This window comes from Acidimicrobiales bacterium (assembly GCA_035540975.1).
Taxonomy (GTDB): Bacteria; Actinomycetota; Acidimicrobiia; order Acidimicrobiales.
Genome location: DATLFN010000135.1, coordinates 17690 through 30589, shown reverse-complemented (window position 1 = coordinate 30589; position 12900 = coordinate 17690). Strand labels below are relative to the sequence as shown.

Annotated in this window: 7 protein-coding genes; 6 read left to right on the top strand and 1 reads right to left on the bottom strand. The window is 70.2% G+C overall.

From position 1 onward, the window contains the following. The first annotated feature begins 24 nt into the window (after positions 1-24). The 3 genes from rplL to VM242_13365 all read left to right on the top strand — a co-directional run bounded on the left by rplL (position 25) and on the right by VM242_13365 (position 8287). Positions 25-408 (top strand): 50S ribosomal protein L7/L12, encoded by a 384-nt coding sequence (gene rplL / locus VM242_13375; GenBank protein HVM06151.1) that lies wholly within the window; start codon positions 25-27, stop codon positions 406-408. A 230-nt stretch (positions 409-638) separates the two neighbouring features. Continuing rightward, positions 639-4190, top strand: coding sequence for a DNA-directed RNA polymerase subunit beta (locus VM242_13370; protein ID HVM06150.1), 3552 nt, complete (start codon positions 639-641; stop codon positions 4188-4190). Between the two features lie 143 nt (positions 4191-4333). Beyond that, complete coding sequence (locus tag VM242_13365) at positions 4334-8287, top strand: DNA-directed RNA polymerase subunit beta' (protein ID HVM06149.1); 3954 nt, start codon at positions 4334-4336, stop codon at positions 8285-8287. 81 nt (positions 8288-8368) lie between these two features. Here the strand turns inward: VM242_13365 and VM242_13360 are convergent, their stop codons facing one another. Beyond that, positions 8369-9700: a hypothetical protein gene (locus VM242_13360; protein HVM06148.1), complete on the bottom strand. Its 1332-nt coding sequence runs from the start codon at positions 9698-9700 to the stop codon at positions 8369-8371. Positions 9701-9853: 153 nt separating this feature from the next. Here VM242_13360 and rpsL point away from each other — a divergent pair, with 153 nt between their 5' ends. From rpsL to fusA, 3 genes are all read left to right on the top strand, one after another. Continuing rightward, positions 9854-10225, top strand: coding sequence for a 30S ribosomal protein S12 (rpsL, locus tag VM242_13355; protein ID HVM06147.1), 372 nt, complete (start codon positions 9854-9856; stop codon positions 10223-10225). Between the two features lie 2 nt (positions 10226-10227). Next, the gene (gene rpsG, locus VM242_13350; protein ID HVM06146.1) at positions 10228-10698 is read left to right on the top strand and encodes a 30S ribosomal protein S7; all 471 of its coding nucleotides are present in this window, start codon (positions 10228-10230) and stop codon (positions 10696-10698) included. 105 nt (positions 10699-10803) lie between these two features. Then, positions 10804-12900, top strand: a complete 2097-nt coding sequence (gene fusA, locus VM242_13345; protein ID HVM06145.1) for an elongation factor G — start codon at positions 10804-10806, stop codon at positions 12898-12900.

Sequence of the window (12900 nt, the reverse complement as noted above, 5' to 3'; positions counted from 1 at the left end):
GACCCCGCACAGGAGAGCTGACCCATGGCCACCAAGGAAGAGATCCTCGACGCCATCGCCGGAATGACCGTCCTCGAGCTGAGCGAGCTGCTCAAGGAGTTCGAGGACCGCTTCGGCGTCACCGCCGCCGCCCCGGTGGCGGTGGCCGCCCCCGCCGGTGCCGGTGGTGGGGAGGCGGCCGCCGAGGTCGAGGAGAAGGACGAGTTCGACGTCGTCCTCGTCGCCGCCGGCGAGAAGAAGATCCAGGTCATCAAGGAGGTGCGGTCGCTCACCAGCCTCGGCCTCAAGGAGGCCAAGGACCTGGTCGACGGCGCCCCCAAGCCCGTGCTCGAGCGGGCCACCAAGGAGGACGCCGAGAAGGCCAGGGCCCAGCTGGAGGCCGCCGGCGCCACCGTCGAGGTCAAGTAGTCCCCCACCCGGCGCGCCGACCCGGCGCGCCGGGCTTCCGTTGTGACCGCGTCAGACCCTTGACGTGAACGGGCGCTCGCCTTACGCTTTTGCGGAGCCAGTCGGCGGTATTGTGTTCGCCGCTGCCCGCGCGTACAATGAGCGGTTGCCGTGCTCGCCCGCTCGCGCCCCGCAGTCGCCGCCCCTGCTGAGGCGCGCCCGGTCACCCTTCGTCACCTGAGGAGTCGACCTTGCCGTCTCGTTCCACCGCCAGGGAACGTCTGTCCTTCGCCAACCTCGATGAGGTCCTTCCGCTACCGGACCTGATCGCCATCCAGCGCGAGTCGTTCCGCTGGTTCCTCGACACCGCCCTGGCGCAGACCTTCCGGGACATCAGCCCGATCGAGGACTTCACCGGCCAGCTCCGTCTCGAGCTCGAGTTCGACCCGACGGACCAGGACCTGCGCCCCCCGCCCAAGTTCGGCGTGGAGGAGTGCAAGGAGAAGGACATGACCTTCTCCGCGCCCATCTTCGTGCGGGCCCGCTTCATGAACGCCACCACCGGCGAGATCAAGGAGCAGACCGTCTTCATGGGGGACTTCCCGATGATGACGGACAAGGGCACGTTCGTGATCAACGGCACCGAGCGGGTGGTCGTCTCCCAGCTGGTGCGCAGCCCGGGCGTCATCTTCCAGCCCGGCCGCGACGTGAAGACGGTCGTCACCGGCACCATCCACCCGTACCGCGGTGAGTGGATCGAGTTCGACGTCGAGGCCAAGCCGGGCAAGGACATCACCGCCGGCACGCGGGTGGCCCGCAAGCGGCGCCTGAGCCTGTTCGTGCTGCTGCGCGCCCTCGGCTACGACGAGGAGAACCACCCGGGGCTCCTGGACCGCTTCGTCAGCCACTTCGACTTCCTCGAGGGCCAGTGGACGAAGGACAAGGAGCTCGCCCCGACGCGCGAGGAGGCCCTGCTCGAGATCTACAAGCGGGCCCGCCCGGGCGAGCCGCCGTCCGTCGAGTCGGCCCGCGCCTACTTCGAGAACGCCTTCTTCAACCCCAAGCGGTACGACCTCACCCGGGTGGGCCGGTACAAGCTGAACCGCAAGCTCGGCCCCGAGATCGAGAAGGCATCGTCCATCCTCGGCATGGAGCTGGAGCGGCCGGTCGAGGGCCAGGGCGTCCTCAGCCCGAGCGAGCTGCTGGCGGCCGCCACGTACATGCTCCACCTGGCCAACGGCGAGCCCGGATACCGGCTGGACGACCAGGACCACTTCGCCAACCGCCGCATCCGTTCGGTCGGCGAGCTCATCCAGAACCAGGTGCGGGTCGGCCTGTCGCGGATGGAGCGGGTCGTCCGCGAGCGCATGACCACCCAGGACGTCGAGGCGATCACGCCCCAGACGCTCATCAACATCCGGCCGGTGGTCGCCGCCATCAAGGAGTTCTTCGGCACCAGCCAGCTGTCGCAGTTCATGGACCAGGTCAACCCGCTGTCGGGCCTCACCCACAAGCGGCGCCTGTCGGCCATGGGCCCCGGTGGGCTCAGCCGGGAGCGGGCCGGGTTCGAGGTGCGGGACGTGCACAGCTCCCACTACGGGCGCATGTGCCCCATCGAGACGCCCGAGGGCCCGAACATCGGCCTCATCGGCCACCTCGCCGCCTACGGCCGCATCAACGAGTACGGCTTCATCGAGACGCCCTACCGCACCGTCGTCGACGGTCGGGTCACCGACGAGGTGAGGTACCTGGCGGCCGACGAGGAGGAGGAGCACGTCATCGCCCAGGCCAACGCCAGCCTGGACGACGACGGGCGCTTCACCGAGGAGCGCGTGCTCGTGCGCCGCGGGCCCCAGGGTGCGGGCGTGCGGGTGGGCGCCACCACCACGTCCTACGGGTCGAGCACCGAGGTGGACTTCGTGCCGCCGTCCGAGGTCGACATGATGGACGTGTCGCCCAAGCAGATCGTCTCCGTCTCCACCGCCCTCATCCCGTTCATCGAGCACGACGACGCCAACCGGGCCCTCATGGGGGCCAACATGCAGAAGCAGGCCGTCCCCCTGCTGCGCCCCGAGGCGCCCTACATCGGCACCGGCGTGGAGGGTCGCGCCGCGCGCGACGCGGGCGACGTGATCCTCGCCGAGGCCGACGGCACCGTCACCGAGGTCACGGGCGACCACATCTCCGTGGAGTACGGCGGCAGCCTGGGTCGCAAGGTCCACCGGCTGGCCAAGTTCCGCCGGTCCAACCAGAACACGTGCATCAACCAGCGCTCGCTGGTGGACGAGGGCGACAAGATCAAGGCCGGCCACGTCCTGGCCGACGGCCCCTCCACCCACAACGGCGAGCTGGCCCTGGGCAAGAACCTGCTCGTCGCCTTCATGCCGTGGGAGGGCTACAACTTCGAGGACGCCATCATCCTCTCCGAGCGCCTGGTGCGCGACGACGTGCTCACCTCGATCCACATCGAGGAGCACGAGGTCGACGCACGCGACACCAAGCTGGGCGCCGAGGAGATCACCCGGGACATCCCGAACCTGTCCGAGGAGATCCTGAAGGACCTCGACGAGCGGGGCATCATCCGCGTGGGTGCCGAGGTCGGCCCCGGCGACGTGCTGGTCGGCAAGGTCACCCCCAAGGGCGAGACCGAGCTCACGCCCGAGGAGCGCCTCCTGCGGGCGATCTTCGGTGAGAAGGCCCGCGAGGTGCGCGACACCAGCCTCAAGGTCCCGCACGGCGAGTCGGGCAAGGTGATCGACGTCCGGGTGTTCTCCCGCGAGGACGCCCACGAGCTGCCGCCCGGCGTGAACCAGCTGGTGCGGGTCTACGTCGCCCAGAAGCGCAAGATCAGCGAGGGCGACAAGCTGGCCGGCCGCCACGGCAACAAGGGCGTCATCTCCAAGATCCTCCCCGTGGAGGACATGCCCTTCCTGGCGGACGGCACGCCCATCGACATCATCCTCAGCCCCTTCGGGGTCCCGAGCCGCATGAACGTCGGCCAGGTCCTGGAGGCCCACCTCGGGTACGCCGCCCGGTGGGGCTGGGACGACGCCGACCATTCCATCCCGCCCGTCCGGGGCACGGAGACCAAGACGCGGCCCATCACCGAGCCGGCCGTCTGGGTCGCCACGCCCGTGTTCGACGGCGCCCACTGGGACGAGGAGGAGGCCGCCGGGCGGCACCCGACGATCCAGAGGATCTTCGGCTCCCTCAACCCCGAGAGCAACGACGGCAAGCGCCTCATCGGGGTCAACGGCAAGGCCACGCTCTACAACGGCCGCACCGGTGAGCCGTACGACAACCCGATCACCGTCGGCTACGTGTACATCCTGAAGCTGGCCCACCTGGTGGACGACAAGATCCACGCTCGCTCCACCGGCCCGTACTCCATGATCACCCAGCAGCCCCTGGGCGGGAAGGCCCAGTTCGGCGGGCAGCGCTTCGGGGAGATGGAGGTGTGGGCACTGGAGGCCTACGGCGCCGCCTACGCCCTCCAGGAGCTGCTCACCATCAAGTCGGACGACGTCCTCGGCCGGGTGAAGGTCTACGAGGCCATCGTCAAGGGCGAGAACATCCCCGAGCCGGGCATCCCCGAGTCGTTCAAGGTCCTCATCAAGGAGATGCAGTCGCTGTGCCTGAACGTCGAGGTGCTCTCCACCACGGGCGAGGAGATCGAGATGCGCGATCTCGACGAGGACGTGTTCCGGACGGCCGAGGAGCTGGGGATCGACATCTCGCGGCCCGAGCGGGGGTCCGATGAGGAGGATGAGCGGCGCGCGGCCGAGCGCGCATCCCGATTTTGACTCGCACCACCGGAGGGGCAGCAGTCCGGCTCCTCCGGAACTTGACCCTCCCCCGCCGGACTACTGCCCCTCCGGTGGCTGGCGCACTGTGACCACGCCCTCGTCGAGATCGTTTGTGAATTTGGGAAGAGAGAAGGTGGACGTTGCTGGACGTCAATGATTTTGAGCAGCTTCGGATCGGGTTGGCCACGGCGGACTCGATCCGGACGTGGTCGAACGGTGAGGTGAAGAAGCCGGAGACCATCAACTACCGCACGCTTCGTCCCGAGAAGGACGGGCTGTTCTGCGAGAAGATCTTCGGTCCCACCAAGGACTGGGAGTGCTACTGCGGCAAGTACAAGCGGGTGCGCTTCCGGGGGATCATCTGCGAGCGCTGCGGCGTGGAGGTCACCCGCTCCAAGGTCCGGCGCGAGCGCATGGGCCACATCGAGCTGGCGGCGCCGGTCGTGCACATCTGGTACCTCCGCGGCACCCGGTCGTGGCTGGCCTACCTCCTCATGGGCATCGACCCCCGTGAGGAGCTCAAGGCCAAGCAGCTGGAGAAGGTCATCTACTTCGCCGCCAACCTGGTCACCTGGGTGGACGAGGAGAAGCGCCACAACGACATCGCCAACATCGAGGCCGAGCTGGCCGAGGAGCTGACGGAGATCTCCAAGTCGCGAGACCTCGAGATCGACCGCCGCTTCAAGGCGCTCGAGGACGAGGTCGCCGAGCTGGAGAAGGCGGGCGCCAAGGACTCCGAGATCCGCTCCAAGCAGAAGGCGGCCGAGAAGGAGGTCGCCGCCCTGCGCGAGCGCGGCCAGGCCGAGCTCGAGCTGGTGCAGCGCGCCTTCGACGAGTTCAAGAACCTCCACGGTCGCAAGATCATCGAGGACGAGCTGCTGTGGCGGGAGCTGAAGGACCGCTTCGGCGACTACTTCGAGGGCGGTATGGGCGCCGAGGCCATCGCCCGCCTCATCGCCCGGATCGACTTCGACGAGGAGGAGATCAAGCTCCGCGAGGCCATCGACGCCGCCGACGGGCGTCGCCCGCTCTCCGTCCAGCGCAAGCAGAAGGCGATCAAGCGCCTGAAGATCGTCACCGCCTTCAACCGCCGCGACGAGAACGGCAAGCGGTCCAACGACCCGCGGGCCATGATCCTCGACGCCGTCCCCGTGATCCCGCCGGAGCTGCGGCCCATGGTCCAGCTCGACGGCGGCCGCTTCGCCACCTCCGACCTGAACGACCTCTACCGCCGGGTCATCAACCGGAACAACCGGCTGAAGCGACTGCTCGACCTCGGCGCCCCGGAGATCATCGTCAACAACGAGAAGCGGATGCTCCAGGAGGCCGTCGACGCCCTGTTCGACAACGGCCGCCGCGGTCGCCCCGTCACCGGGCCGGGCAACCGCCCGCTCAAGTCGCTGTCCGACATGCTCAAGGGCAAGCAGGGCCGGTTCCGCCAGAACCTGCTCGGCAAGCGCGTCGACTACTCGGGCCGGTCGGTCATCGTCGTCGGCCCCACGCTCAAGCTGCACCAGTGCGGCCTCCCCAAGCAGATGGCCCTGGAGCTGTTCAAGCCGTTCGTGATGAAGCGGCTGGTCGACACCGAGCTGGCCCAGAACATCAAGTCGGCCAAGCGCATGGTCGAGCGGCGCCGGGCCCAGGTCTGGGACGTGCTCGAGGAGGTCATCAACGAGCACCCCGTCCTGCTCAACCGGGCGCCCACCCTCCACCGCCTGGGCATCCAGGCCTTCGAGCCCGTGCTCGTCGAGGGCAAGGCCATCCAGATCCACCCCCTGGTGTGCGCCGCCTTCAACGCCGACTTCGACGGCGACCAGATGGCCGTCCACCTGCCGCTGTCGGCCGAGGCCCAGGCCGAGGCCCGCATCCTCATGCTGTCGGCGAACAACATCCTGTCGCCGGCCACCGGCCGCCCGATCACCGTCCCGTCGCACGACATGGTGTTCGGGTCCTACTACCTCACCCTGGACGACGAGGGCGTGAAGGGCGAGGGCCGGGTGTTCCGCCACCTCCACGAGGTGGAGCAGGCGTACGAGGCGGGCGACCTCGACCTCCACGCCAAGATCCGGCTGCGCACGCTGGCGGCGCCGAGCAACGGCGAGGGCCCGGAGTACGCCGAGGAGGTCACGACTCCCGGCCGGCTCCTGTTCCGCACCGCGCTCCCCGACACCTTCGACAAGGTCAACGAGCTGGTCTCCAAGCGGGGCCGGAGCATCGCCTCCATCGTCGAGGAGATCGCCGACACCTACCCCAAGGTGGACGTGGCCGCCTGCCTCGACCGGATCAAGGACCTCGGCTTCCGCTACGCCACCCAGTCGGGCCTGACCATCTCGATCGACGACGTGAAGACGCCGCCCGAGAAGGCCGCCATCCTCGACCGCCACGAGAAGGAGGCGGAGAAGGCGGAGAACCAGTTCAAGCGGGGCATCATCACCGACGACGAGCGGCGCCAGAAGGAGATCGAGATCTGGACGTCGGCCAACACCGAGGTCGGGAAGGCCATGGACAAGACCCTGGCCACGATCAAGTTCAACCCGCTCGACATGATGGTGAACTCCGGCGCCCGGGGGAACTCCCAGCAGGTGCGCCAGATCGCCGGCATGAAGGGACTGGTGTCCAACCCGCGCGGCGAGATGATCCCCCGTCCCATCAAGTCCTCGTTCCGTGAGGGCCTGTCGGTGCTCGAGTACTTCATCTCCACCCACGGCGCCCGCAAGGGCCTGGCCGACACCGCCCTGCGGACCGCCGACTCGGGCTACCTCACCCGCCGCCTGGTCGACGTCGCCCAGGAGCTGATCATCCGCGAGGACGACTGCGGCACCACCCGGGGGATCTGGCTCGAGGCCATCGGCCCCGATCAGCCCAACCGTCGCGCCTACCTGGAGACCCGGCTGTTCGGGCGGGTCCTGGCCGAGGCGGCCGGGAGCCTCCCCGCCGGCACCGACGTCGGCGACGAGGAGCTGGTCATCCTCCGCGACGACCCCGGCGTCACCCGGGTCCGAGTGCGGACGGTGCTCACGTGCGAGGCCCTCCAGGGCATCTGCGCCACCTGCTACGGCCGGTCCCTCGCCACCCTCAAGGGCATCGAGATGGGCGAGGCGGTCGGCGTCATCGCCGCCCAGTCCATCGGCGAGCCCGGCACCCAGCTCACCATGCGGACCTTCCACACCGGTGGCATCGCCGGTGAGGACATCACCCACGGCCTGCCCCGCGTGGTCGAGCTCTTCGAGGCCCGCACGCCCAAGGGCGCCGCCGTGCTGGCCCGCACGTCGGGAGTCGTCCGCATCGCCGACGAGGAGACCGGCCGCCGCATCACGATCGTGGGCGACGACGGCTCCGAGGACAGCTACAACGTCTCGCAGCGGGCCCACCTCGAGGTGCAGGAGGGCTCGGAGGTGGTGGCCGGCGACGCCCTGGTCGAGGGCCCCAAGGACCCCAAGGAGCTGCTCGAGATCAAGGGCATCCGCGAGACGCAGCAGTACCTGGTGGAGGAGGTCCAGAAGGTCTACCGGGACCAGGGCGTGTCGATCCACGACAAGCACATCGAGCTCATCGTGCGCCAGATGCTGCGCCGGGTGTCGGTGGCCGAGCCGGGCGACGCCCCGTTCCTGCCCGGCGAGCGGGTGGACTCGCGGACCTACGCCGACGTCAACCGCGAGCTGGTTCAGGCCGGGCAGCGCCCCGCCGAGGGACGCCCCGAGCTCATGGGCATCACCAAGGCGTCCCTGGCCACCGAGTCATGGCTGTCGGCCGCCTCGTTCCAGGAGACGACGCGGGTCCTCACCGAGGCGGCCATCGAGGGCAAGTCGGACCTGCTCTACGGCCTGAAGGAGAACATCATCATCGGCAAGCTCATCCCGGCGGGGACGGGGATGAGCCGCTACCGGGAGTTCGACCTCGAGGCCCCCGACTACGAGCCCATGCTCGGGTGGTCGTCGGACGCCGACACCGAGGACCTGGCCGCCTGGCTGGCCAACATCGGCACCACCACGGCGGCGCCCACCGGTGGCGACGGCGGCAACGGGCCGCCCCCGGCCCCGCCGCCCGTGGCGGGCGGCGACGGCGTCGCCTACGACGCCGGCGAGGCGGGCTGACCACCTCCCGCTCCAGGCACCCGAAGACCGGCCCCTCGGGGCCGGTCTTCGCGTCCGGGGGGAGTCGCCCGCGCCGCCGGCTCAGCAGCCCTGCGGAAGGGCGACATCCGGGGTGCGGGCCTGGTTGCCGCGGCCGTCGACGGCGCTCACCCACCAGGTGAGGGGGCGGCCGGCGGGCAGGTCGGCCGTCGCCTCCATGTAGGTGAGGGTCATGGGCAGGCGCGACTCCACCCCCGCCGCGTCGCGCGCATGGAGCGTCAGGGCGACCTCGGCCTCGTCCTCGACGACCGCCGACACGCGGCACCCGGCGGCGCTGGCACCCAGGTCGGGCGGGTGCTCGACGGTGCCGGTGAGCGTGACGGCGGCGGCGGAGCCGTCGTGCCCCTCGACGCGCACGACGGTGCGCACCTCGCCCTCGGGCGGACTGCCGCTGAGCCGCAGGACCTGTTCGCGCCTGGCGCCCAGCCGGCCCGCCGGGGGGTCGACCCGAAGCCACGGGGCGTCGGCCCGCGCCTCCCACGCCACGTCCTCGGCCGACGTGTTCAGCAGCGACACCTCGCCCGCCGACAGGTCGAGCTCCCCCGGCAGCAGCTCGAGCGCCCCCGTCATCGCCGGCACCCGGCCGAGGGCGGCGAGCGACGGCGGCGAGTCGCGGGAGCCGTCCGACCGGGAGACGACGACGACGGTCCCCGCCAGCGCCACCGCGGCGGCCACGCCGGCCAGCACCCGGGTGGCGGTGCGGCCCCGGCCGGGGAGCAGCGGCGGCGGTGGCATGCCGGGCTGGAAGCGGCTCCTGGCGGCGGCGGCGACGACGGCCGGAGGCGGCTCGGGCAGCGGGGTCCCCGCTACCAGCGCGCGCACCGACGCCGCCGCCCGCCGACGGTCCCCGCAGGCGTCGCACTCCGCCGTGTGGTCGGCGACGGCGCCGGACACGGCCAGCAGGTCGCCGGCGGCGGTGCGCGGCCCGTCGCCCAGCACGGCGGCCAGGCCGGCGCAGTCGCCCGGCCCCAACCACGCCAGCAGGGCCGGGTCCAGCTCCTCCTCCCACACCCGGGCGGCCTCACCCACGGCGGCGGCGGCCGCCGTCGGCGAGAGGCCGAGGGCGTGCCCGAGCCCGCCCCGCCCCAGGCCGTACCGGCCGGCGAGGTCCACCATGGCCAGCTCGACGGGCGGGCGGCTGGCGGCCAGCGCCCAGGCCACCTCGGCCGCTCCGGCGCCCGGCCCCACCGCCACCGGCGGGGGCGGCGTCCGGGCCACGAAGGCGAGGGCCTGGTGGCGGGCGTGGCCCAGCACGCCGGCGAGGGTGCGGCCGCCCCGGCGGGCGGCCACGGCGGCCAGCTGGGCGGCCGCCTCCCCGTCACGCACGATGGCCAGGCAGTGGCCGTAGGCGGACGCAGCGACGTGGCTCGCCATTCGCCCCAACCGTAGCGGTGACGTCGGTCACACCGGGGCTCTGCGCCCAGCCTTGCCGGGACGCCCGTCGGTGCGTGTACGATGACACGTTGGCCGTGGCCGCAGTCGGCTGCCGCGCCGCCCCGTCCCCGGCTTTCGTTCGAGAGGTCCGCGTTGCCCACCATTTCGCAGCTGGTCCGCAAGGGCCGCGAGTCGAAGGTCGCCAAGACCAAGACCCCCGCCCTCAAGGGAGCTCCCCAGCGCCGGGGCGTCTGCACGCGGGTGTACACGACGACGCCGAAGAAGCCCAACTCCGCGCTGCGCAAGGTCGCCCGGGTGCGGCTCTCCAGCGGCACCGAGGTCACCGCCTACATCCCCGGTGTCGGCCACAACCTCCAGGAGCACTCCATCGTGCTCGTGCGCGGCGGCCGGGTGAAGGACCTCCCCGGCGTGCGCTACAAGATCATCCGGGGCACGCTCGACACGTCCGGCGTCCGCGACCGCAAGCAGGCGCGCAGCCGCTACGGCGCCAAGAAGGAGGGTTAGGGATGCCTCGCAAGGGCCCCGCGCCGCGGCGCGACCTCGTTCCCGACCCGGTCTACAAGTCGGTCCTGGTCACCCAGCTGGTCAACAAGATCCTCAGCCGGGGCAAGCGCACGCTGGCCGAGCGCATCGTCTACGACGCGCTGGACGTCGTGAAGGAGAAGACCGGCGCCGAGCCGATCGCCACGCTCAAGCGCGCCGTCGAGAACACCAAGCCGGCGCTCGAGACCCGCAGCCGCCGGGTCGGTGGCGCCACCTACCAGGTCCCCGTCGAGGTCCGCCCCCGGCGGTCGACCACGCTGTCGATCCGCTGGCTGGTGGGGTACTCCCGCCAGCGGCGCGAGAAGACGATGGCCCAGCGCCTGGCCAACGAGCTGCTCGATGCCTCCAACGGCATCGGCTCGGCCGTGAAGCGCCGGGAGGACCTCCACAAGATGGCCGAGTCCAACAAAGCCTTCGCCCACTACCGCTGGTGATGTCCCGCCGACCGGCACCTGCCCGGTCGGCGGTCCCCGTCACCGCACCCCCGGCCGGACGACCGTGCCGGGACATGTGAACCGTCTCTTTCGAGGAATCGACCCATGGCACCACTGATCCGCGAGTTCCCCCTGGCGAGGACCCGCAACATCGGCATCATGGCCCACATCGACGCGGGCAAGACCACGACGACCGAGCGGATCCTGTACTACACGGGGAAAAACTACAAGATCGGCGAGGTCCACGAGGGCGCCGCCACCATGGACTGGATGATCCAGGAGCAGGAGCGCGGCATCACCATCACGTCCGCCGCCACCACCTGCAAGTGGAAGGACCACTGGATCAACATCATCGACACCCCCGGCCACGTCGACTTCACCGTCGAGGTGGAGCGGTCGCTGCGCGTCCTCGACGGCGCGGTGGCGGTGTTCGACGCGGTGGCGGGCGTCGAGCCCCAGACCGAGACGGTGTGGCGCCAGGCCAACAAGTACGCCGTCCCCCGCATCTGCTTCGTCAACAAGATGGACCGCATCGGCGCCGACTTCGACCGCGCCGTGAGCATGATCCGGGACCGCCTCGACGCGGTGGCGGCCGTCGTGCAGGTGCCGATCGGGGCCGAGGGGCACTTCAAGGGCATGGTCGACCTGATCGGCATGAAGGCGCTGGTCTGGGACGAGGGCTCCGAGAAGGGCGAGGCCTGGTCGGTCAACGACATCCCCGAGGACATGCAGGACGACTGCGAGCTGGCCCGCCAGACCCTGCTGGACGTCCTCTCCACCTTCGACGACACCATCATGGAGAAGTACGTCGGCGAGGAGGAGATCACCGCCGACGACCTGCGCAAGGCGCTGCGCCACGGCACCATCTCGAACCAGATCGTGCCCGTGCTGTGCGGCTCGGCGTTCAAGAACAAGGGCGTCCAACCCATGCTCGACGCCGTCATCGACTTCCTCCCGAGCCCGCTCGACCTCCCGCCCGTCACGGGTATGGACGTCAAGGGCATCGAGGAGCTCGAGCGCAGGGCCGACGACAAGGAGCCGTTCGCGGCCCTGGCGTTCAAGATCATGAGCGACCCCCACGTCGGGAAGCTCACGTACTTCCGGGTCTACAGCGGCACCCTCGAGAAGGGCGGCGCCGTCGTCAACTCGTCGAAGGACCGCAAGGAGCGGGTGGGCCGGCTGCTCCAGATGCACGCCAACCACCGGGAGGACAAGGAGGCGGTGTTCGCCGGCGACATCGTCGCCGCCGTGGGCCTCAAGCAGACCACCACGGGCGACACCCTCTGCGACCCCAACGCCCCCATCGTGCTCGAGTCGCTGGAGTTCCCCGAGCCGGTGATCCACGTCGCCGTCGAGCCGAAGACCAAGGACGCCCAGGACAAGCTGTCGAAGGCGCTCCAGTCGCTGTCCGAGGAGGACCCGACCTTCCAGGTCCACACCGACGACGAGACGGGCCAGACCGTCATCGGGGGCATGGGCGAGCTGCACCTCGAGGTGCTGGTGGACCGCATGCTGCGCGAGTTCAAGGTCGACGCCAACGTGGGCAAGCCCCAGGTCGCCTACCGGGAGACCATCACGGTCCCCGTCGAGAAGGTGGAGATGCGGTACATCCGCCAGACCGGCGGCCGCGGCCAGTACGGCCACGTGGTGCTCAACCTCGAGCCCACCGGCCCGGGCGGCGGCTACGAGTTCATCGACAAGATCGTCGGCGGCGTCATCCCGAAGGAGTACATCCCGTCGGTGGACGCCGGCATCCAGGACGCCCTCACCTCGGGCGTGGTGGCCGGCTACCCGATGGTGGACGTGCGGGCCATCCTCGTCTACGGCTCGTACCACGACGTCGACTCGTCGGAGATGGCGTTCAAGATCGCCGGTTCCATGGCGGTCAAAGAGGCCGCCAAGCGGGCCAGGCCGGTGCTCCTCGAGCCCATCATGGCCGTGGAGGTGGTGACGCCGGACGAGTACATGGGCGACGTCATCGGCGACCTCAACAGCCGCCGGGGGAAGATGGAGGGGATGGAGCAGCGGGGCAACAGCCAGGTGATCCGGGCCCAGGTGCCGCTGTCGGAGATGTTCGGCTACGTTACTGACCTGCGGTCGAAGACCCAGGGACGGGCCACCTCGACCATGCAGTTCCATTCGTACCAGCAGGTGCCCGAGTCGATCTCACGGGAGATCGTCGCGAGGGTCCGTGGGGAGTGA

Coding starts and splice junctions, on each gene's coding strand:
- rpsG (HVM06146.1), top strand. CDS start 10,228: ATGCCTCGCAAGGGCCCCGCGCCGCGGCGCGACCTCGTTCCCGACCCG.
- rplL (HVM06151.1), top strand. CDS start 25: ATGGCCACCAAGGAAGAGATCCTCGACGCCATCGCCGGAATGACCGTC.
- fusA (HVM06145.1), top strand. CDS start 10,804: ATGGCACCACTGATCCGCGAGTTCCCCCTGGCGAGGACCCGCAACATC.
- VM242_13360 (HVM06148.1), bottom strand. CDS start 9,700: ATGGCGAGCCACGTCGCTGCGTCCGCCTACGGCCACTGCCTGGCCATC.